This window comes from Paractinoplanes brasiliensis (assembly GCF_004362215.1).
In the GTDB taxonomy this organism is placed as follows: Bacteria; Actinomycetota; Actinomycetes; order Mycobacteriales; family Micromonosporaceae; genus Actinoplanes; species Actinoplanes brasiliensis.
In genome coordinates, this window is record NZ_SNWR01000002.1 from 610,726 (window position 1) to 631,117 (window position 20,392).

The 20,392-nt window shown below is 70.1% G+C and carries 25 protein-coding genes; 8 read left to right on the forward strand and 17 right to left on the reverse strand.

Annotated elements, in window-relative coordinates; all coding sequences use genetic code 11:
• Nucleotides 1-2 precede the first annotated feature (2 nt).
• From C8E87_RS34780 to C8E87_RS34840, 14 genes are all read right to left on the reverse strand, one after another.
• Entirely contained in the window at nucleotides 3-1,259 is a 1,257-nt protein-coding gene (locus C8E87_RS34780; RefSeq protein ID WP_133877654.1) for an SGNH/GDSL hydrolase family protein, read from the reverse strand.
• 130 nt (nucleotides 1,260-1,389) lie between these two features.
• A complete protein-coding gene (locus C8E87_RS34785) occupies nucleotides 1,390-2,127 on the reverse strand; it encodes a methyltransferase domain-containing protein (RefSeq protein ID WP_239080479.1) in 738 nt (245 codons plus the stop codon).
• Between the two features lie 178 nt (nucleotides 2,128-2,305).
• Complete coding sequence (locus tag C8E87_RS34790) at nucleotides 2,306-3,259, reverse strand: NAD(P)-dependent alcohol dehydrogenase (RefSeq protein WP_203720844.1); 954 nt, start codon at nucleotides 3,257-3,259, stop codon at nucleotides 2,306-2,308.
• A 37-nt stretch (nucleotides 3,260-3,296) separates the two neighbouring features.
• On the reverse strand, nucleotides 3,297-3,524 hold the full coding sequence (locus tag C8E87_RS34795) for a helix-turn-helix transcriptional regulator (RefSeq protein WP_133877656.1): 228 nt from the start codon (nucleotides 3,522-3,524) through the stop codon (nucleotides 3,297-3,299).
• The gene (locus C8E87_RS34800; RefSeq protein WP_133877657.1) at nucleotides 3,518-3,907 is read right to left on the reverse strand and encodes a hypothetical protein; all 390 of its coding nucleotides are present in this window, start codon (nucleotides 3,905-3,907) and stop codon (nucleotides 3,518-3,520) included. Before C8E87_RS34800 ends, C8E87_RS34795 begins: the two co-directional genes overlap by 7 nt.
• 152 nt (nucleotides 3,908-4,059) lie before the next feature.
• Nucleotides 4,060-5,157, reverse strand: coding sequence for an alpha/beta fold hydrolase (locus C8E87_RS34805; RefSeq protein WP_239080480.1), 1,098 nt, complete (start codon nucleotides 5,155-5,157; stop codon nucleotides 4,060-4,062).
• Between the two features lie 143 nt (nucleotides 5,158-5,300).
• Nucleotides 5,301-6,485, reverse strand: a complete 1,185-nt coding sequence (locus C8E87_RS34810; RefSeq protein WP_133877659.1) for a serine hydrolase domain-containing protein — start codon at nucleotides 6,483-6,485, stop codon at nucleotides 5,301-5,303.
• Nucleotides 6,482-7,366, reverse strand: a complete 885-nt coding sequence (locus tag C8E87_RS34815; RefSeq protein ID WP_133877660.1) for a hypothetical protein — start codon at nucleotides 7,364-7,366, stop codon at nucleotides 6,482-6,484. Before C8E87_RS34815 ends, C8E87_RS34810 begins: the two co-directional genes overlap by 4 nt.
• Nucleotides 7,367-7,498: 132 nt before the next feature.
• Nucleotides 7,499-8,371 carry a class I SAM-dependent methyltransferase gene (locus C8E87_RS34820; protein ID WP_166661381.1) on the reverse strand — a complete coding sequence of 291 codons (873 nt, stop codon included), beginning with the start codon at nucleotides 8,369-8,371 and terminating at the stop codon, nucleotides 7,499-7,501.
• Between the two features lie 84 nt (nucleotides 8,372-8,455).
• Complete coding sequence (locus C8E87_RS34825; protein ID WP_133877662.1) at nucleotides 8,456-8,689, reverse strand: hypothetical protein; 234 nt, start codon at nucleotides 8,687-8,689, stop codon at nucleotides 8,456-8,458.
• 121 nt (nucleotides 8,690-8,810) lie between these two features.
• On the reverse strand, nucleotides 8,811-9,170 hold the full coding sequence (locus C8E87_RS34830) for a helix-turn-helix domain-containing protein (protein WP_133877663.1): 360 nt from the start codon (nucleotides 9,168-9,170) through the stop codon (nucleotides 8,811-8,813).
• Nucleotides 9,171-9,304: 134 nt separating this feature from the next.
• Complete coding sequence (locus C8E87_RS34835; RefSeq protein WP_239080481.1) at nucleotides 9,305-10,042, reverse strand: 3-keto-5-aminohexanoate cleavage protein; 738 nt, start codon at nucleotides 10,040-10,042, stop codon at nucleotides 9,305-9,307.
• A 20-nt stretch (nucleotides 10,043-10,062) separates the two neighbouring features.
• On the reverse strand, nucleotides 10,063-10,185 hold the full coding sequence (locus tag C8E87_RS46520; RefSeq protein WP_279536923.1) for a hypothetical protein: 123 nt from the start codon (nucleotides 10,183-10,185) through the stop codon (nucleotides 10,063-10,065).
• Between the two features lie 60 nt (nucleotides 10,186-10,245).
• Nucleotides 10,246-11,073 (reverse strand): isocitrate lyase/phosphoenolpyruvate mutase family protein, encoded by an 828-nt coding sequence (locus C8E87_RS34840; RefSeq protein ID WP_133877664.1) that lies wholly within the window; start codon nucleotides 11,071-11,073, stop codon nucleotides 10,246-10,248.
• Between the two features lie 110 nt (nucleotides 11,074-11,183).
• Here C8E87_RS34840 and C8E87_RS34845 point away from each other — a divergent pair, with 110 nt between their 5' ends.
• The 4 genes from C8E87_RS34845 (at nucleotide 11,184) to C8E87_RS34860 (ending at nucleotide 14,735) form a co-directional block, all read left to right on the forward strand.
• Nucleotides 11,184-12,653, forward strand: coding sequence for an RNA-guided endonuclease InsQ/TnpB family protein (locus C8E87_RS34845; protein WP_203720845.1), 1,470 nt, complete (start codon nucleotides 11,184-11,186; stop codon nucleotides 12,651-12,653).
• Nucleotides 12,535-13,254: an IclR family transcriptional regulator gene (locus tag C8E87_RS45975; protein WP_239080486.1), complete on the forward strand. Its 720-nt coding sequence runs from the start codon at nucleotides 12,535-12,537 to the stop codon at nucleotides 13,252-13,254. The genes C8E87_RS34845 and C8E87_RS45975 overlap by 119 nt, the downstream gene beginning before the upstream one ends.
• Nucleotides 13,255-13,282: 28 nt before the next feature.
• The gene (locus tag C8E87_RS34855; RefSeq protein ID WP_239080482.1) at nucleotides 13,283-14,005 is read left to right on the forward strand and encodes a GGDEF domain-containing protein; all 723 of its coding nucleotides are present in this window, start codon (nucleotides 13,283-13,285) and stop codon (nucleotides 14,003-14,005) included.
• A gap of 337 nt (nucleotides 14,006-14,342) precedes the next feature.
• Nucleotides 14,343-14,735, forward strand: a complete 393-nt coding sequence (locus C8E87_RS34860; protein ID WP_133877667.1) for an HIT family protein — start codon at nucleotides 14,343-14,345, stop codon at nucleotides 14,733-14,735.
• A gap of 115 nt (nucleotides 14,736-14,850) precedes the next feature.
• Here C8E87_RS34860 and C8E87_RS44735 read toward each other — a convergent pair whose 3' ends face one another.
• Nucleotides 14,851-15,558, reverse strand: coding sequence for a G5 domain-containing protein (locus C8E87_RS44735; RefSeq protein ID WP_239080483.1), 708 nt, complete (start codon nucleotides 15,556-15,558; stop codon nucleotides 14,851-14,853).
• 537 nt (nucleotides 15,559-16,095) lie between these two features.
• Here C8E87_RS44735 and C8E87_RS34875 point away from each other — a divergent pair.
• From C8E87_RS34875 to C8E87_RS34885, 3 genes are all read left to right on the forward strand, one after another.
• Nucleotides 16,096-16,602 carry a ribonuclease FAU-1 family protein gene (locus C8E87_RS34875; protein ID WP_166661382.1) on the forward strand — a complete coding sequence of 169 codons (507 nt, stop codon included), beginning with the start codon at nucleotides 16,096-16,098 and terminating at the stop codon, nucleotides 16,600-16,602.
• A gap of 24 nt (nucleotides 16,603-16,626) precedes the next feature.
• Entirely contained in the window at nucleotides 16,627-17,091 is a 465-nt protein-coding gene (locus C8E87_RS34880) for a hypothetical protein (protein WP_133877670.1), read from the forward strand.
• Nucleotides 17,092-17,202: 111 nt separating this feature from the next.
• Nucleotides 17,203-18,078 (forward strand): TolB family protein, encoded by an 876-nt coding sequence (locus tag C8E87_RS34885; protein ID WP_133877671.1) that lies wholly within the window; start codon nucleotides 17,203-17,205, stop codon nucleotides 18,076-18,078.
• Between the two features lie 175 nt (nucleotides 18,079-18,253).
• Here the strand turns inward: C8E87_RS34885 and C8E87_RS34890 are convergent, their stop codons facing one another.
• Both C8E87_RS34890 and C8E87_RS34895 read right to left on the reverse strand, forming a co-directional pair.
• Nucleotides 18,254-18,868 carry a YdeI/OmpD-associated family protein gene (locus C8E87_RS34890; RefSeq protein WP_133877672.1) on the reverse strand — a complete coding sequence of 205 codons (615 nt, stop codon included), beginning with the start codon at nucleotides 18,866-18,868 and terminating at the stop codon, nucleotides 18,254-18,256.
• Between the two features lie 74 nt (nucleotides 18,869-18,942).
• Nucleotides 18,943-19,575 (reverse strand): TetR/AcrR family transcriptional regulator, encoded by a 633-nt coding sequence (locus tag C8E87_RS34895; protein ID WP_239080484.1) that lies wholly within the window; start codon nucleotides 19,573-19,575, stop codon nucleotides 18,943-18,945.
• 87 nt (nucleotides 19,576-19,662) lie between these two features.
• On the opposite strand from C8E87_RS34895, the gene C8E87_RS34900 reads away from it, so the two are divergent.
• The gene (locus C8E87_RS34900; protein WP_133877674.1) at nucleotides 19,663-20,382 is read left to right on the forward strand and encodes an alpha/beta fold hydrolase; all 720 of its coding nucleotides are present in this window, start codon (nucleotides 19,663-19,665) and stop codon (nucleotides 20,380-20,382) included.
• Nucleotides 20,383-20,392: the final 10 nt, after the last annotated feature.

Consider the following 20,392-nt stretch of genomic DNA (forward strand, 5'->3'; position numbering starts at 1 on the left):
CGCTATCGGAACAGTTGCAGGTCGACGGCGGCGGCGATCGCCTCCATGCCGGCGTCGTTGGGGTGCAGGCTGTCGCCCGTGTTGAAGCGCCGGTTGTACCGCTGCGGGTCGCCCGGGTCGTGGATCGCCGTGTCGAAATCGATCACCGCGTCGCAGCCGCTGCCGTCGCCCTTGATGAACTCGTTGACCGCCGTACGCCCGGCCTCGCCCTGCTCACTCCAGTAGTCGGTGCCCTTGTAGGGGGTCAGCGTCGCGCAGAAGATCTTGATGCCGGCGTCGTGGCTGCGCTGGATCAGCTGCTGCAGTCCCGCGATCAGTTGCTCGCCGCTGGGCGGGTTGCTGTCGCCCAGATCGTTGATCGCCGCGTCGGAGAAGACCACCCACTTGACGCCGGTCTGCGCGAGCACGTCCCGATCGAACCGGTTGACCGCGCTCTGCCCCGCGCCGTCCTTGAGCAGCATGTTCCCGCTGATCCCGGCGTTGAGCACGCCGACAGTGCGGTTCGCCGCGATCAGCCGCCGCGCCAGCTGGTCGGGCCAGCGCCTGTTCTCGCCGAACGACGAGTCGAACCCGTCGGTGATCGACGCGCCGAGCGTCACGACCGCGCCCTCGGACTGCGGATTCTGCACGTCCAGGCCGGCCAGGAACGCGTAGTTGTCGAAGGTCTGCACCCCGTCGAGGCCGGCCTTCGTCGCCTGGTTACCCGCCGCCACGTAGTTGTTACGGTTGGCGAACGCGTGCTGGGTCACCGACCCGATCCGCTCCGGCACGTAGGCGCTGACCGCCACGTCCCCACCAGCGGGCAGGCTGAACCGGACCGGGTCGCTCACCGCGGTCTGACCGGATTCGATCGTCACCGAGTCGCCGCCGCCGAACGTCACGTGCGCGTTCGTGCCGGCGTCGACCGTGTTCCCCCGCAGATGCTGGGCGAGGTGGACGGAACTGACGGTCAGCGGGTCACTGCCGAACTCGTTCGACAACCGCACCCGGACCGTGTCGCCGCCGATGCTCGTACGGATGATCTGCCGGACCGTCTGCCGCTCGAACCCGCGCCCACCGTTCTGCACGGCCACCGCCCACGTGCCCGTCCACGGCGTCTCGGCCGGGGTGGGGGATGCGCTGCTCGGGGTCGTCGGGGTGGGGGTGGCCTCGTTGTTCTCGTTGCCGCTCGAGTTACGCCGCACCAGCACGACCACCGCCACAACCAGGACCATGAGGGCCGCCACGACAAAGATCGTCGTCTTCCGGGTCCAGTTCACCGCGCCCACGGTACTGGGTCCTCCCGCGGCGTTCCGCTTCGCCTGAGCTGGGAGCTTCCTGAAAGTGGCCCGCCTCACGATCGGTACTCGATTGCCCTTGCGGGGCCGGTGAACACCGCCGTTTACGCCGTCACTTCACCGCGATGACCAGATAGAGCGTGAACCCGGCGACGACCGGCCCCGCCTCGAGCCTTCGCAACCAGCTTTGCCCGTACGCCGGTTCCACCGCCCCGCCCGCAATCGCTTTCTCGGTGTTGCGCTGCAGCCCCAGGATCCGGTCAGCCGTGGCGAAGTCCCGGAACAACACCGGCACGGCCTCGACCCGATGGACTGTCAGTCCCGCCGCCGTGCACAGCCGCACCAGGTCGCGCCCCACGCTGGGATTCCGCACCCTGCTCGCCGTGTACCGGGCGAAGGCCCGGCTGGTCCCGAGGTCCTCGTCCGCGACGGCGAGGGTGTCCCAGTCCGGCTCGGCCGCCCCGAAGAGCCCGCCCGCCTTCAGGACCCGCGCCGCCTCCGCAACGGATCGACCAGGTGTATCAACATGTTGAAGCACCCGATCAACCCTTGCCCGGTCAACCTCGCCCTCCTCGAGCGGCAGCGCCCCCAGATCCCCGTGGCGAACGTCGGCGCCCGGATGCCGTCGCGCGGCTTCGGCCAGCATGCCCGGTTCCCGATCCACCCCGATGACCGTCCCGCCCGGTTCGACCGCCGTGGCCAGGGCGCCCAGATCCGTCCCCGGCCCGCACCCCAGATCGACAACGGTCTGCCCGGCGGAGAGTTCAAGCCCTCGGAGCAGCCGCGCCTTGTAGTCCCGCCCCACCGCAGTAGCGGCGGCGTCATCCATGTACGCGATTTGATCGGTCACACCTCACCCCACCACTCAACATCCCGCCGCTGGTGGAGAAGCTGTGCAGGTCCCGGGCGAATCCCGCGTCGGGCGTGGCTGGGGTGTGTCGTGTCGGGGGCGCCGGGCGTGTCGGCGAACCCGGGCGTTGTGTCGTGCGGTGGGCGAGGTGCCGGGACCGGGCGTGCGCGGTCGGGGGTCAGTCAGTGTCGGCGGGCATTGTCAGGACCGTTTTGCCGGTTATCCGGCCTGCCGCCAGCTCGCGCATGGCCGTGGCGGCCTCGCTCAAGGGGTAGGTGCTTCCCAGCGGCGACTCGATGTCGGTGAGGGCGGCCAGGTCGTCGCGGCCAGCGATCACGATGGGGGCTCGTAGCTTCTGCTTGATGAACGGGGTCGTGGCGAAGGCTTGCAGGCTGCGCTCGAGACCGCCGAAGAAGCGGCCGCCGTTCTCGCCGCCGGCCAGGGACAGGGTGCCGGTGGGTTTGAGCAGGGCGCGCAATGTGGACAGCGGGCGGTTGCCGCCGATGTCGACGATCAGGTCGTACGAACCGGTGAGCGGCTCGCTCGTGTAGTCGATGACGCGGTCGGCGCCGAAACGGCGTACGGCGTCGATCTTGGCCGTGCTGCAGACGGCGGTGACGTGGTCGCCCTGGGACCTGGCCAGGATCACCGTGAACGAGCCGACCCCGCCGCCCGCGCCGATCACCAGGACCTCACGTGTTGACTGGGTGGATTTCGGCGTCAACATGTGCAGTGCGGTCGCGCCCGAGGTGGGGATGGCGGCGGCCTGTTCGAACGACAGGTGTGCGGGCTTGTGGAGAAGCCGGCCCGGTTTGGCCCTGGCGTACTCGGCCCAGCTGCTCGAACCCTCACCGAAGACCTCGTCGCCCACGGCGAAGTCGGTGACCTGCTCGCCGACGGCTTCGACGACGCCGGCCAGGTCGAGGCCGGGGATGCGGTTGCGCGGCGCGCGCAGGCCGAGCCCGAGCCGGGCGACCAGCGGCAGACCGGTCATCATGTGCCACGCCCCGCGGTCGACGCCGGCGGCACGGACGCGTACCAGAACTTGATTGGGCTTGACGGTGGGCTTGGGCACCTCGTCGATGTGGAGAACGTCGGCATCCCCGTACACGTTGTGGACAACGGCTTTCACGACAGCGGCTCCGATCTGACAGTGGTGGACGGGGCGCTCAGGAAGGTTCGTCGGCCGGGTATTGGAAGACGTCGTCCACGTTGACTTCGAAGACCTGGGCTATGCGGAAAGCGACCTCGAGGGAGGGCGAGTAGCGGCCCTGTTCGATGGCGATCACCGTTTGGCGGGTCACGCCGATGCGGTCGGCCAGTTCCGCCTGGGTCATCTCGCCGGCGGTGAAGCGCAGGGCGCGGATCTGGTTGGTGATGCGGGTCGGTTTCACCACGGGTGGAAACCCCTGCGGTAAGCGAAGATCTTGGCGATCGAGCCGAGGGCCGCGGAGAGCACGAACGCCAGGTAGATGACGTTGGCGATCCAGAAGTGGCGTACCTCGAACATGGCCATGAGCATCGCGGTGACCGCGCCGGCGACGACGAGGGACTGGCCGATGTGGTCGCCGAAGCGGCCGATCTCGCGGTCGCGCTGGTCGGGCTTCTGCGCGCCGCCGGAGAGCATGTCCACAACCATGTTGAGGACGATCCCGCTGCCCACAATCCACAGCAGGGCACGGACGTACGAGATGTCCGCGGCCACGAGCGCCAGATAGACCCCGTAGCCGATGAGGCTGGTGACGGCGAGGGTCCAGGCCCGCCGTTCCTGAGTTGTCATGCCAACGAAGGTAAAGAATCACGGACACCAAGTCAAAGTTTCTTTACATGATTCTCAGCGTCGCCTCAGGTGCCCTCCGGGGCCGGGTCGGAGCGGAGCGGGGATGACGGCCTCCCACGTGTGGGGTCGTGGCACGTGGGAGGCCGTCGGCTTCAGGAGAAGCGGCCGGAGATCCAGTTCGCGACCTGGACGGTGCTCTCGAACACTGCCCCGTCGTGCGTGGCGCCTTCGATCTCGATGAACTCAACCGGCTGCCGGTAGGCGCTCAGCTGGGTCAGCAGCGGGCCGGCGGTGATGACGTACGGGACCGCCTCGTCGGCCGTGCCCTGCACCAGCAGGATGGGGGCGCTGGGCGCCTTCTGGGCCGGGTTGGCGTACTTGGACAGCTTGGCGACCACAGGAGCCGGCAACGCGCCCCCGACGAGCAGCTCCGACGCGGTCAGGTCGTCGTAGGCGTCGAGGATCTCGTACAGGCAACCACTCTGCAGCACGCCGGTGCGGGCCTGCGCGGGCGGGGCGAGGATCAGCTGCGGCGCCACCGTCGGGTCCACAGCCTGCAGGCCGTACAGGGCCATCACCAGGTAACCCTGGGCGGGCGTGCCGGGGATGAGCGGCGCGAACAGGTCGGCGTTCGAGACCGGCGCGATCGCGGCGACGCCCTTCAAAGTCAAGTTCCCGTCGTACGAGGGGGCGAGCTCGTTGGCGAACAGGGCGCCCTGCCCGCCCTGCGAGTGGCCGTCGATCGCGTACTGGGTGCCCAGGGTGGCGTCGAGGTTCTTGGCAGCCTTCGCGCTGTCGATCATCGAGCGGGCCGCGCTCGCGCCGACCAGGTACGGGTGGGGCAGGGCCGTGCCGAGGCCGGGGTAGTCGGGTGCGGCCACCGTCCAGCCGCGCCGCAGCAGTTCGGCGATGGCGGCCCGCGCCTCGGGCCAGAACACCGCCTGGCTCACCGACGGGGCGCACTGGTCGGCCAGGCCGGTCGTGCCGTGACCCCACACCACGATCTTGTTGTTCTTACCGGTCTTCGGGGTGAGGATCAGCCCGGTCGCGGTGATGGGAATGGACCTCACATCGGTCGACAGGTACGAGATGCGCTTGCCGTTGGCCAGCGGCGCCAACTCGGGCGGCAAGGTGGCCGTGGCGCTGGACAGAACGGTTCCGGCGAGCTGAGCGGCGCGGGCCGGTTTCCCGGGAAGAAGGGCCGCGGAAATGGCGAGAAGAATGGCCGTGGTCGCCGCGAGAAATGCCACGACAGGGTGCCTTTTCAGGGCAGGGTTCATCAACAGTGCCTTTCAGGAATGGGTGTGGGGCGCGGCGAGGACGCAAAGGAAAAGGCCGGACCTGGCCATGGGCGGGCCAGGTCCGGACAACAAAGGGAACTGCGGAAAACCCTTTAGCGCGTACGGGCGAGGTGGTCGGCCACGCTGCGCAGGGCGGCGACGGTCTCGGCGTCGCGGCGGGCATCGTCCTGGGTGGGCCAGGCGCTGCACTTGACGATGACGACCTCGGCGTCCGGGTAGACGTAGAGGTATTGGCCGTGCACGCCCAGGCCGGTGAACGCGCCGGAGTGCTCACTGCCGAGCGTCCACCACTGGTTGGCGTAGCCGTAGTGGTCGTAGCCGCTGGGGCCGAGCGAACCCACTGCGAGTTGCGGTTTGTCGTTGCCCCGGCTGCGGCGCACCCAGTCGCGCGACACGATCTGCTCACCGCCGGCCACGCCGTCGCCGGCCATCAGCAGGCCTATCCGGGCCACGTCGCGGGCGGTCGCGTTCAGTGAGCCGCCACCGATGGCCGTGCGCGGCCGTCCACGCGTGAGCCAGTAGTACGCGTCCCGGTCGCACCCCAGCTTCTGCCAGAGCCGGGTCGAGGCGTACGAGGCAAGGCTTTGCCCCGTTGCCGCCTCGAGGACCCAGCCGAGCATCTGGGTGTCGAAGGTGGAGTAGTTGAAGCGTTCGCCCGCCGGCGCGGTCCGCGTTGCCGCGCGGACCACGTCGGCGATGTCCCCGCCACCCATGATCGTCTGCTCGAACCGTTTGATGCCGCTGTCGGGCACCTCCCAGGTCTCGAGGTCGCCGACGCCGGTGGTCATGTCGAGGAGCTCGGCGATGGTGTTGCCCTCGTACGCCGTCCCGAGGAAGTCGGGCCGGTAGTCGGTGATCTGGTCCTTCTCGCTGCCGATCAGCCCCTCGTCGAGCGCGATGCCGACCAGGATGGACGTCACCGACTTGGACAGTGAGAACAACTGCATCCGCGTACGGGGTCCGGTGAAGGCCCCCGGGTACGTCTCATGCACGATCACGCCGCGGTGCAGCACGACGAACGCGGTGGTGAACGTGCGGCGGTGCAGCTCGGCCAGGGTGTGCTCGTGCCCGGAGAACGTGTACCTCACGGGTAGCGGCCGGTTGTCGGCCCGGAGGGGAAGGTGGGTGGCGCCGCGGGCGACCCGTTCGGTCGGCATCAGCCAGTTCATGTGGGTGAACGTCCACTCGTTGAACGGCCGGCGCATGATCAGATCGCCCTGCTTGTCCCACCAGGATGGTTCCCGGGAGGCCACAGGGCGCTCCGTCGTACTTGTCATGAGGGTCCCCCGTTGTCGGCCGCTCGTTCGAACACCTCGCGCAGTGTCAAACCAGTCGGGTTCTTGATGGGCTCGAGATACGCCGCCATGATCCCGAGCACCCCCTTGCCCACCAGGTTCTCGGTGGGGCCGTGGTCGGCGATGTCCGCGCTCGGGTCGCCGAGGTGCCGCACCGCGAGACCCTCCGTGACGGCGGCCAGGAGGTTCGTGAACTCCTGGATGGTGATGCCGGGGCGAAGCTGATAACCCCGCGCGGCGATCGTCTCTTCGTAGATCTTCATCCACGGCTCGAGCGCGCCCGCGTAGTTGTTCGCGATGGCGCCGCGGATCCCGTCGTTGCGGTGAGCGGTTGCCACCATGATGAGCTGCAATTTGAACAGGGGCATCCGGCAAAGGGCCATGAGCTCGTGATAACTCGACCTGTCCACGGCGTCGACCAGACTGTCGTCGGTGGCCAGCCAGTCACCGCGCGTCTCCACATCGGCCCCGTACTGCGGGTCGTAGTTGATGGCGTGCAGCATGAACGCGAGCAGGTCGTTGAGGTAGTCGTCGTGGCTGGCCCACGTCGACCTGTACGGGCCGGCGCCCTTCTGCCGGAGGAAGGGCAGCTCAAGCTCCTCGACCTCGGCCGACAGGGCACGCTCGGTCAGGAAGCTCAGGCCCGACCAGTACTGCTTGCGGCCGTCGCCGGTCGCCGTGGCCGGCCGCTGGGCACCGAGGTTCCGCTCGATGAGGTTGGCGCCGGCCTTGAGGTACGACGCCACCTTCAGCGAGTTCACCAGGGCGGCACGCGTCGACTCGCGCACCCCCTTGACCCGGGTGACGATTCCCGAGAAGTCCGCGCAGTAGGGGTAGGGCAGGTCGTTCTTGCCGTACGTCATGCAGGTGATTCTGCCTGGGTTCCCGTGACCTTCAAGTGCGCACGTGCGTAGTACTCGCAGGCTAGGCCTTCGGGCATAACGCACGCACGTACCGTGACTGCGTGATCGCAGAGCGTGGATTTTGGCTGGTAATCAGGGGTGCAGGGCGCGCAGATACGTGGTCGCGAGCGTACGCCGCGTAGGGGTACCTGACTGGGCAAGTTGCGTCATCCGCGAGTCGAGGCGCGAGTACTCCTCGGCGGTGAGAGCCGCCTCCATGGCCTCGCCGTAGGTGGGGGCGAGCGGGTTGGGGGCCACCTTCTTGCGGGCCTCCCAGTCGCCGATCGGCTCGGCCGGCACGTCCAGTTGCGCCCGGTAGTCGATCTCGATGCCGTCGAACCCGGCCTCGGCCGCCCAGCGCAGCAGATCCCGTTCGTCGAAATCGGTCATCGGGTTCTCGCCGCGCCGCGCGCCGTCCCGATAGACGGCGACCACCTTGGCCAGCAGATCGGCGACCTCGGGATCGCGCAGCCCGAAAAGGCTGTCGCCCCGGTGCACGAGCAGAAAACGGTTGATCGGCTCGAAAATGGACAGGCGGCCGCCCGGTTTGAGCACCCGGAAGAACTCGCGGAAAGCGGCCGCCTTGTGGTCGCAATAGATGAGAACGGAACGCGTCGTGACAACGTCGACGGAAGCGTCCGGAATCGGCGACAGATCCTCGGCCGAGGCGTGCACGAAACTGCACCGCTTGTCGTCGCCGGCCCGGCGCCGGCATTCCTCGAGACCGGCGTCGGAGACGTCGCTGAAGATGACGCGCCCGTCGGGCCCGAGCCGATCGAGGGCGCCGAACGCGATGAGCCCCGTTCCGGCGCCCACGTCGAGCAGCGTGTCGTCCGCGGCCAGGCCGGCCCGGTCGAGCACCTCGTCGCGGAAAACCTGAAGGTCGACGGCGTGTTGCGCGCGCAGTTCGGCATTGCCGCCGTCGCGACGCGTCAACAACCACCGCGTCCACTCGTCCGTCGCCATCGGATCACCGTAGGGCACCGGACTTCTCGGCGGGTGAGACATCAACGCGCGGCAATGGAAACGTGATCTGCGCCCCAGCCGCTCTTAAACTTCGGCCGCCGTGGGCCCCGCCCAGGTCGGTCCCGCCCACGTCGGCCCGGCCCAGCCCGCGCCGACCGGCGTACGGTCCCAGTTGGTTCCGGCCACGCTCGTCTCCACGGCCGTGACACCCTTGCCGGCCTGCGCGGCCCCGCCCACCCCGGCGCCCAGCAGCGCGGCGGCCACGACGGCGGTCCCGGTTCCCAGCAGGATCAGGCTGCGGCGTGCGATGCGGTTCACGATCATTCCCCCGTCTGTCGGTCTCGCCCCGCGTCCGACGGGGCACGATCTCAGCGTGCCGCCGGCCACGACGCTGCGACCAGCGGCAACGCTTCTCGGGAACTTCCCGGGACGGCCCGGGTCAACGCCGGCCGAGCGCCCAGCCGACCACGCCCGACGCGGCCATCAGGGCACAGAGGCCCACCAGCGGCCCGATCCGGCGCTCCACAGTGGTCGCTTGCGGGGACGGCCATCGGGACAGCCGGCGTTCCCGTTGCGCCGCCTCCCACAGGCGGCGCAACTCCGCGGGATCGCCCCCGCCCAGATCGGCCAGGGCCCGCACCACCTCCCACGGAGGCAGGGCCTGGCCGGTGAAGTACCGGGACAACGACGAGTCGCTGACGTGCACCTTCAAACCGAGTTCGCGCAGCGTCAGGCCGGCCTCCGCGCGCAGCGCCCGCAACTCGGTCACCAGCCTGGCGTGCATCTCACAAGTGTCCATCGCGTTTCCTCCCCCAAAGTCGGCGCGACGCCCTCATTGTGCTCACCCGGGCGCACGCCGGCCGCTACCCCGGACACACCCGGATGAGATCAGGGCGCGGCGACGGAAGGTGCGGCCTGAGATTGGCGCCGGGGTCAGGCGTTGTCCCGGAGCGCGACCGCCGCCCTCACGAGGTCGGCGTTGCTCGTCGCCGGGGAGCCGTCGGGGAGCAGGATCGAGTCCTCGAAACCGACCCGCGTGTCGTGACCGCGGGCGAAGGCGTCGCGTACCAGCGGCCACGTCCAGTCGTTCATCCCGTGGGTCAGGCGCGGGCAGGTGGACCCGGCCTCGTCGAGCAGGTCGTTGACCCGCCGCGCGACGGCCGCGGGCGGCCCGCTGTGGAAGTACGGCTCACCCGGGTCGAGTTCGATGCTGACACGGGCCGCGTGCGGCAGCAGCCCCGATGCGAGCAGCGCAGGCATCTCCTGAGGCGCCCACAGGCCCACGTCGATGCCGATGCCGACGTCGAGCATCGCCGCCATGACCTGCTCGAACCCGTCCTCCGAGAGATTCACCGTGGCGACGTCGACCCCCTCCCACTCGCGGATCATGGCGATCCGGCCGGCCAGGTCGGGCACGATCCAAGCCCCCGTGGTCAGACCCACTTCGATTTCCCCGTACGCCACCTCGCGCGCCCGGCGGCACGTCTCGTTGACCACCGCCGGGTCGAGGGTCTCGGCGCCCGACTCGTCGCGTACGTGCAGGTGAACGCCCGTGGCCCCGGCCGCGAAGCACTCCGTCAGCTCGGCGGCCACCTCGTCGGGCGTGACCGGCATCCGCGGGTGCACGTCCTTCCCGTACGGGCCGTTCGGGGTCACCTGCAGCAAGGCCATGAGTCCAACCTAAACCGAGGTCAGAACGCCGCAACCGATCCGCCGGCCCGCTCCCGGCGTGACAGCGTGCGCAGCACAGGCAGGAAGCCGTGCCGCGTTCCCGACAACCGGGCCAGGCAGACGGTCACCGCGTCGGCGGCCACGGGCGGCGGCGGAGCGCAGCAGCGGGGAGACGACCTCGGCTGCCTCGAGGAAGGCCTGCCTCACGTGTCGAGGTTGGCCGGGACGAAAACCGGTGCGGGACCCGCGGCGCCGCCGGGCGGGGCGGGGACCGCGGCACTCTCAGGTGACGGCGCCAGCGAGGTGAGGGCGGCCCACGGCATCCGGTCCACCGCGTCGGCGTTGCCGTCGGTCAGGATCGACCGGTACGCCTGCGACGCCGACCGGGCCGCGGCCAGCAGCGCGGCCAGCGGGTGCAGGACCAGCCGTACGCCGAGAGCGGCCAGCTGCACGTCGGGGAGCAGGTCCGGCGCGCCGGCTGCCTCCGAGCGGGACAGCACCAGCGGGACACCCGGCAGCGTGGCCTGCAGCAGCGACAACTCGCCGTGCGTGCACACCCCGGCCGGCAGCACGGCGTCGGCGCCCAGCTCTGCGAAGACGCGGCAGTCCTCGGCCACGGCGTCCAGCCCGCCGGTCCCGTACGCGTTGGTCCTCGCGATGACGGCGATGTCGGGAACCTGGCTGCGCAGCTCGGCGAACATCTCCGTGACGACCACCCCCGAGATGCCGGCCCGCTGATACGACAGCGCGGTCCACACCGCGTCCCGCTCGGTCTCGAACCCCGGGCCCGCGTCGGCCAGCAAAGGGACGCCGCCGAGCACCGGTCCCAGGGTGGCGGCACGATCCGCGAGCTGCGTGGCCGGCACGTAGCCGATGTCGGGCCGGCCCATCATCACCGAGGCCACAGCCGCCTGCGCCAGGTGGACCGCGCGGTGACCGGCGTGCACCGCCAAGGTCGCGCTCAACGGGTCGAACACGCCCGGCACGTGGGTCACGCGCCCGGCCGACAGCAGCTCTCGGAATGCGTTCATCGGATTCCTTCCGTGGGGACTCGGTCCTACAGGGCCGGGAGGCAACGGAGGCTACGGCCGTACGGCGCGTCGTCTCGGTTTTCACATGATGGTTTGCGAGTTTGTAAGGCATGGCCACAGGGGCGGTGAAGCGGGCGTTCAAGTACCGCTTCTACCCGAGTTCGAAGCAGGCTGACCTGCTGAACCGGACGTTCGGGTGTGTCCGCAAGGTCTACAACCTGGCGCTGGCCGCGCGTACCGAGGCGTGGTACCAGCGGCGGGAGCGGGTCAACTACAACGCGACCAGCGCGATGCTGACGGCGTGGAAGAAGACCGAGGCGCTGGCGTTCCTCAACGAGGTCTCGTCTGTGCCGTTGCAGCAGACCCTGCGACACCTGCAAGGTGCGTACACGAACTTCTTCGCCGGTCGGGCGAAGTACCCGCGCTTCAAGAGCAGAAAGAAGTCGCGGGCGTCCGCCGAGTTCACCCCGTCCGCGTTCCGGTACCGCGACGGCCGGCTGTACCTCGCCAAGCTTGACCAGCCGCTCGACGTCGTATGGTCGCGTCCGCTGCCCGAGGGTGCGGCACCGTCCACGGTGACCGTCTCCCGCGATGCGGCCGGCCGCTGGTTCGTGTCTCTGTTGTGCGAAGACACGATCACCCCGGCGGCGGGCACCGCCGCGGTCGGGATCGACGCGGGCTTGGACTCGCTGCTCACGCTGAGCACGGGCGAGAAGATCACCAACCTGCGGCACGAGCGCCGCGACCGCGCCCGGCTGGCTCGCGCGCAACGCAAGCTGGCGAAGAAGGAAAAAGGCGACGACAAGAAGAACCGGGTCAAGGCCCGCATCAAGGTCGCCCGCATCCACGCCCGGATCGCCGACCGACGTCGCGACGTGCTCCACAAAGTGACCACTCGGCTCGTTCGTGAGAACCAAACGATCGTGATCGAGGATCTGACCGTGCGCAACATGGTCAAAAACCACAGCCTGGCCCGCGCCATCAGCGACGCGGCCTGGCGGACCTTCCGGGAAATGCTGGAGTACAAGGCCGACTGGCACGACCGCACCGTGATCGCGGTCGACCGGTGGTTGCCCTCCAGCAAGCTGTGCTCGGCCTGCGGACGCCTGGCCGAGAAGATGCCGCTGCACATCCGGTCGTGGACCTGCCCCTGCGGGGCCATCCACGACCGCGACATCAACGCGGCACGCAACATTCTGGCTGCCGGACTGGCAGTGACAGCCTGCGGAGACGGTGTAAGACCTCAACGAGAGTCCTCTCGGACGGGGCAGTCGTCGGCGAAACAGGAACCCCGAGGGCGACCAACGGACTCCCCGCCCTTAAGTGGGCGGGGAGGATGTCAAGACCGAATATTCAATCCGAGGCCGCCCGGGGGCCGACAGCCCGCCCAAGAGATTTACGATCATCTCTATGGAGGAGAGCCGGTCGAGGTCCGTGGCCGCTGTCGAACGGGCGATGGACGTGCTGCTGCTGTTCGGCCGGACCGATCGTCCCGACCTCGGGGTCACCGAGATCGCCACCGCGCTCGGGCTGACCAAGGCGGCCGTGCACCGCATCCTGACCGCGCTGCGCAACCGTGACCTGATCACGCTGGACCCGCGGAGCCGGCGGTACGCGCTGGGCCACGCCGCCGTCACGCTGGGCCGCGCCTATCTGACACGTACCGACGTACGGGAAATGGCTGCTCCCGAGTTGAGATACCTGAGCGCCCGTACGGGTGAGACCGCCACGCTCTCCCTGCGGCGCGGCGACACCCGCCTGTACGTCGACCAGGTCGTGCCCGACCAGGAACTGCGCCTCGAAGTGACCGTCGGCGTCCCGTTCCCGCTGCACGCCGGCGCCTCGTCCAAGACGTTCCTCGCCTACCACCTCGACGGCTACCTCGACCGCGGCCGGCTGGAAGCCCTGACCGAGCACACCGTCGTCGACCCGGCCCGCCTGCTTCGTGAGCTGGCCGTCATCCGCGAGCGCGGCTACGCCACCTCCCACGGCGAACGTGAACCCGGCGCCGCCTCGATCGCCGCCCCCGTCTTCGACCACGACGGCCACGTCGCCGCCGTCATCAGCGTCGCAGGCCCGGCCCAGCGTTTCCACCCGGGCGAGGACCCGGCCGTGACCGACCAGCTGCTGGCCGTCGCCGCCCGGATCTCGGCGCAACTGGGCTTCAAGTCCCTCAAGTAGCCGGCGCCGCGTCCGATCGTTGGTGGGCGTGCTGACAAGACGAGTGCCGGTCGCCCGCGTGGGGCCGGCGCTGCTCTGTGCGGCCGTGCTCGGTGCGCTGATCCTGTTCGCGGCGATCCGGGTGGACGCCCCGTTGCTGTGGGGCGGCCTGTCCCTCCTCACCGGCGGGATCAGCGTGATCGCGTTGAGCCGGCTGGCGCTCGTGCGGCGCGAAAGCGACAGGCGTGCGGTCACCGACGGGCTGACCGGCCTGGCCGACCGTGCCCGCTTCCGTGAGACGTCGAGGCGGGCGCTGGCCGGCGGTGAGCGCTCCGGTCGGCTCAGCGCCGTGCTGGTGCTCAACCTGAACGGCTTCAAGCAGGTGAACGACACCCTCGGGGACGACGGGGGCGACCTTGTGCTGGTCGCGTTCGCCCAGGCGATGCGCGCGAGCGTGCCGCCATGGGGGGTGCCGTGCCGGCTCGGCGGGGACGAGTTCGCGGTGGTGCTTCCGGACCTCGACTTCCCCGAGCAGGCGTACGACGTCGCCGGCGCCGTGACCTCGGTGCTGTCGCCCGTGGTGGTCGACGGCCGGCTGGTGCCGCTCGCCGCGAGCATCGGCATCGCCGTCTCGGGGCCGGGCGAGCTGACCCACGACCTGCTTGTGCACCGGGCCGACGTGGCCATGCGCCGGGCCAAGCGGCTGGGACCGCAGACCCGCTGGGCCGTCTGGCAGGAGTCGTTCGAGCAGGACACCCCCGCGGCGGCCTGACCCAGCGGCTTCGTCCAGTGCTTCATCGGCCCGGCCGGGTTCGTCCTTGGCTCATCGGCCGGGCGAGATTCACGACGGCTCGTCGCCGCCCGTCTTCCGGCCGGTGCTTCGTCGGCCCGGCGGCTTCGTCCTGTGAGTCGTCGGCCCGGCGGGTTCGTCCTGTGAGTCGTCGGCCCGGCCGGTTCGTCCCGTGCGTCGTCGGCCCGGCCGGGTTCGTCCGTGGCTCATCGGGCGAGGGATCACGGCGGCTCGTCGCCGCCCGTCCTCCGGCCGGTGTTCGGCAACGCGTGCAGCGGGCCTGCGCCGGCGGCAATGTCCACAGCGCTACTCTGCCACCATGCCGACCATCTTCACGCAGATCATCAACGGCGACCTGCCCGGGCGGATCGTCTGGTCCGACGAGCGGGTGGCCGCGTTCCTCACGATCGCGCCGCTGACCGCCGGGCACACGCTGGTCGTGCCGCGCGAGGAGATCGACGACTGGACCGAGCTGCCGGCCGACCTGCACGGCCACCTCATGTCGGTCAGCCACACGATCGGCGCGGCGCTCAAGAAGTCGTACGGCTCCCCGCGGGTCGGCATGGTGATCGCCGGTTTCGAGGTGCCGCACGCCCACGTGCACGTGTTCCCGGCGTACGAGATGGCCGATTTCGACTTCTCGCGCGTCGACCCGAACGTGCCCGCCGAGCGCCTCGACGAGGACCTGAAGCGGATCCAGGCCGCCCTGTAGCGTCCCGCTGTCCCGGCGTCGGTGGCGCCCGCGTCGAACGCTGTCCCGCTGTCCCGGCGTCGGTAGCGCCCGCGTCGAACGCTGTCCCGCTGTCCCGGTCTGCCGTGGTCTGCCGCTATTTGTCGCAGGCCACGCCGTCGCCGTCGCGGTCCAGGTCGTAGATGTCGTCGCCGATCACGGTGACCGGGCCACGCACGTACGCGGGACCGTTGCCGCTGCCACCGGCACAGTCGACGTCGCTCGCGATCGGCACGCACCCGCTGTAGTTCGGGTCGCACTTGCTCGCCCGCTTGGTCCCCACGGCGACCACCTCGGTGACGGGCTGCCGCTTGACCACGGTCTTGACGACCCGGCGGCCCGTCATCTCGCCGTCGGTGTACGTGATCTCCCACGTCACCGTCTTCACCCCGGCAACACCCTTTTCCCGTACGCGGGTCTCGCCCTTGGCCAGGTTGCTGTCCTTGACCTTCCGGGTCTTGAACGGGATCGTCCCGTCGACGGTCATGTTCTTCTTGACGACGGCCGCCGTGGGAGGCGGCGCGCTCGTTGCCGTTGCGGTCGCTGTCTCCGCTGCGGTCGCCGTCGCTGGGTCTGACTCTGTCTCTGCGGGCGGCTCCGTCTCCTGCGGGCCGGCGGCCGTGGTCCCGATCGCCCCGACGTCGGCGACCCGGTCGGTCTTCGAACCGTCGTCCCCCGCGAAGGCGCCACCCACCACCACGCCCCCGCAACATGGCAGAAGAAGTGCCGCCGCGATCAGTCCCACGCGCTGCAACGGCGTGAGCCGCCGCCAAAATCCCTGTTGGTGCGGTGTCCGATAGGTCACCGGGCCAGTGTGAACGTCCCTTTGCGCCCGCGCGTCGTCACTTCGGCCGACCACCCCTCAACGAAAGAGCCCAACCCCGAACGCCTCTTTGCCCACCCGTTCCGGCATCCTCAACCCGATCCCCGGTAGGAGCCACAGCCACCCGGTGGCGACCCCGTACGCGGTCGGGGGCGACGATCCCCCACCCGGGGGAGACAGGAAGCGACAGTACCGCTTGTCAAGCCGGCAACCGGCTTTGTCCACAGGCGGCGACGTGCCGGCATTCGTGCGGACCGGGCGTCCTGCGGCCACCCCCGAATCCACTTGGGGACTGTAAAACGAACGAACGGTGTAACTCCTGATCGAGGAGACGCACCTGATGACTGTCACGACGGATGCCGTGGATACGTCCGCGGTGGCGAAGAAGAAGACTCCGGCATCTACGCCCGAAGGGGTGGACGCTGAGCTGGTCGGCGGGCTGGTCGAGCAGGCCCGCGCAGCGGACCCTGCGCCCGCTGTGGGCCGACATCCGTCGCCGTGGATGGCTATGGTGCCTTCGTGGACATCGGGGAGCCAGGGAAGCGCGCCCGGCTGTGGAAGATCAAGCGGCCCGGCGGCGTCTACTGGTTCGACCTCCGGGTGATCGCCGAGGATCCGGACGGCAGCTGGCTCGGGGGGCCGGTCGGAACGCCCTGGTGCGCCCCGCACGATCGTGGGACGTTTCCCGTGCCGGTCGTCGTGTGGCTGGCGGCCGGGCGGCCCTGGGCGGCCTGGTGGGTCGGCGACCCGGGGGACAGGCGGCTGGAGATCGACGTGTGCCTGCCTCCGGAGCCGGTGGAGGACGGCTGGCGGTACGTCGATCTGGAGCTGGACCCGGTGCTGCACGTGCGGGACGGCCGGGTTGAGATCGAGGACTGGGACGAGTACGAGGAGGCGCGCCTGCGGGGCTGGATGACCGAGCGGGACGCCGAGCTGGCGCGCGTCACGGCGGAGGCGTGCGCCGAGTTGCTGAAGGCCGGTGCGGAGCCGTGGCTGGACCGTGGCTGGCAACTGCTGAACAGCTGAACCCACGAACGAAGGGCGCTGCCGATGAACGCCGACGCCGTGATGGCCCGTATCGGCGAGGCCGTCGCCATGCACCATCAACAGGGGCGGCGTGCGGACGCGTACGGGATGTTCGCCCGGATCTGGGACGAGATCGGCGGGGAGCGGGGCGATCCGTTGCATGTCTGCGTGCTGGCCCACTCGATGGCCGACGTCCAGGACGAGGTCGCGCAGGAACTGCTGTGGGATCTGCGCGCGCTGGCCGCGGCCGGGCGGCTCACCGACGATCGGGTCGGGGAGGCCGGCGTGCCGCTGCAGGTCGCCGGGTTGTATCCGTCGTTGCACCTCAACCTGGCCGACTGCTATCGGAAGCTCGACGACCTCGACCGCGCCCGTGAGCACCTGGAGAAGGCTCGGGCCGGGATGGGCGCGCTTGCCGACGACGACTACGGGCGGCTGATCCGCAGCGGCCTGGACAGGCTGGCCCGGCAGCTCGAGCCGCCCGCGTGAAAGAAGCAAAACGTCTACGCCTATGTGCAAACTCGGGCGCCGGGCGGGGTCACGAAGCCGCCTCGCCTCGCATACGGTGAATGCACGTTCCGTGACGACGAGGGGGTCCACGTGCGGCTCATCCCCGGAATTCTCGCGCTCTCGCTGGCTTTCGTGCTGGTCGAGGCGGCCCCGGCCAGTGCCGCGGCGCCCGGCGGCCGTCTCCTTGTGCTCGACGACCGTGACGGCGGGCAGGGAGTCTTCAGCATGCGCGCCCGCGGCGGTGACGTGCGCCGCCTCAACCTCAACATTCCCCCGTACGGGCATCCCGACTACTCGCCCGACGGCAAGCGCGTCGCCTACACCGACGTCTGGAGCGTCTACACCGTCAAGGCCGACGGCACCGACCGGCGGTGGGTCATCGACGGCCCCTCGGTTCCGGCCTATCCGCGCTGGTCGCCGGACGGCACCGAGGTCGGTTTCGAGTCCGGCAACATCATGGCGGGCGCGGTCGCAGCACCGGCCGGGCGTCCGGTTTACACGGCGTCGGACAGCGGGTCGCTGACCTTCGACTGGTCACCCGACGGCCGCTTCGTCGCGGTCGTGCAGTCGTGGGCGGTCGGCGGCGAGCCGTGGGACCCGGTCTACGCCCGCGACATCTGGATCGCCCGCTCGGACGGCTCGAACGTCGCTCGCCGGCTGACCACCCGCGCGGAAACCTGGGACCCGTACCGCATCGCGTGGAGCCCCCACGGCCGTACGCTCGCCGTCGAGGCCCTGGGTGACCTGTGGACGATCGACGTGCGCACCGGCGCGGTCACCAACCTCACCGCCACGCCCGGGGTGGCCGAGTCGAGCCCGATCTGGTCGCCCGACAGCCGGGTGCTCGCTTTCGGCCGTCAGGCCGCCGGCGCCACCGGCCCGCAGGTGTGGTTGCGCCCGGCCGCCGCCCGCGGCGACGCCGGCCGCAGCCTGTCCGTCACCGGCATCCCGACGAGCTGGCACTGACCCCTGCAGCGCGGACACCCGCGACAACGTCGACCCCGACGAGGTGGCGCTGATCCCTGCGACGTGGACATCCGCGACGACGTCGATCCCGCCGACCGGGCGGCCCGCCCTCATCCGCGCCTGTTCCGCCCGGTCAATGGCCTCTCACAAGTCTCCTTTCGAAGGTAAGCCGCGCCTATTTCTGCCGTGGGCCGGTCGCCGGTCTGGCCTTCTGCGGGTGCATCGACTCGTGGCGGGCGAGCATGGCGACGAACTCGCCGATCTTCCGCTCGCGGGTCTCGGCCCGCTTGACGGCGTTCAGCCGGTAGATCATCGCGAACCGGTTGGCCTTGGTCAGGACGTCGAACATGGCCTGGGCGTCCGGGTCGGCAGCGATCGCCGTGAGCAGGTCGGCGGGCACCTCGGCCTCCGAGGGCGGGGCGTAGGCGGCCGCCCACCGCCCGTCCGCTTTCGCCGCCTCGACCGCCGCCCGGCCCGCGGGCAGCATCCGCCCCTGCTCCTCCAGCCGGGCCACATGAAGAACATTGCGCTGCGACCACGCGCTCCGAGCCCGCCGCGGCGTCAGGCGGATCCACGAGATCGACTCGTTCCCCTTCCGCGCCTGGCCGTCTATCCACCCGGCGCACAGGGCCTCGTCGACCGCCTGCTGCCAGGTCAGCGTGGTGACGGTGCCACCTTTACGCCCGAGCGCGAGCCACACCCCGTCCGAGCTGGTGTGGTTTTCCAGCAGCCACACCCGCAGCCCCTCGGCGTCGGCCACCACCAGCTCTTCCAACTCCCGATCCGCCATGCCCGGCAGGCTATCCGCACCCCCCGACAACTTTCCGCGGCCCAGCGCCGAGCCGTCCCGCGCGATCGCCGGCCTCAGGTGTCTCTATCGCCGGCCTCAGGTGTCTCTGACGGTGGCTGTTCGGCCGTGGCGGGCATGTCCGGGGTGTTGGCGAGGCCGGCGACCAGCAGGCGGACCAGGCGCCGGGCGTCGTATCGGGGGTTGCTGCCCGCGCAGAGGCCACCGACGCCGTACATGAGCTCGGCGGCGTCCTGGCCCGGGCGGATCTGGCCGGCGTCGGCCGCGGCCGCGAGCAACTCGGTGCAGACGGGTTCGAGGCGGTCCAGGAAGTAGGAGTGCAGCGGGTCGTAGCAGCTGTCGTCGGACTGCAGGACCCGGGCCAGGCCGAGCTTGGTGACCACGAAGTCGACGAGCAGGCCGACCCAGGTCTGCAGGGCGGCGTACGGGGAAGGGCTGGTTCTGAGCAGGCGGGGGCCGGCCTCGGCGAGCGCTTCGACCTGGTGGCGATAGACGGCGACGATCAGGTCGGCGCGGGTGGGGAAGTGCCGGTAGATGGTGGCCGTGCCGACCCCGGCCTCGGCGGCGATGTCGCGGAGGGGCGCCTCGACGCCGGAGCGTACGAAGATCGTCGCGGCCGCGCCGAGCAGGGCTTCCTGGTTGCGCCGGGCGTCAGCACGCTTGTGCCTCGGGGCTGTGTCGCCCACCACACCACCTCCGTCGTACCTAAACGGGACACTGTCCCGTATCTTCAAACGGGACGATGTCCCGGATTTTAGCCGACGAGAGGATCCCTCATGACCACATACCTGCTCGTGCACGGCGCCTGGCACAGCGGACAGGCCTGGGAGCGAGTGGCTCCGCTGCTCACCGCCGCCGGCCACCGGGTTCTGGCGCCCACGCTGACCGGCCACGGCAGCGCGCCGTTCGACCCCGAGGCAGGGCTGGAGACGTACGTCGCCGACGTCAAGCGGGTGCTGGACGAGCACGATCTCGCCGACGTGGTGCTCGTGGGTCACAGCTACGCCGGGCTGATCGTGTCGTCGGTGGTCAACGACGTGCCGGAGCGGATCGGTCACGTGGTCTACCTCGACGCGATGGTGCCGGTGCACGGCGAGACCGCCCTCGACGTCATGCCGATCACGGGCGTGCTGGTCGAGGCGGCCGCGAGGTCCAACACCCCGGAGCGGGTTCCGCCGTTGCCCGAGATGCCCGCGCCGCACGGGTTGTTCGGCGTCACCGACCCCGGCGACATCGCCCGGCTGCGGGCGACGCTGGTCGACGAGCCGGTGCGGGCCTACGAGCAACCGGTGCGGCTGGACAACCCGGTCGCGGACGCCGTTCCCCGTACGCACATCCACTGCGTCGGTTTCGAGGTCGAGGGCATCACCCGGCGACCCGTCCCGCCCACCCAGCCCAACGGCAGCCCGGCCCAGGTCTGGGAACTGCACAGCGGCCACGACTGCATGATCACCGCCCCCGACGAGTTGGCCGCCCTGCTGCTCAAGCTCGCGTAACCAGGTCGGC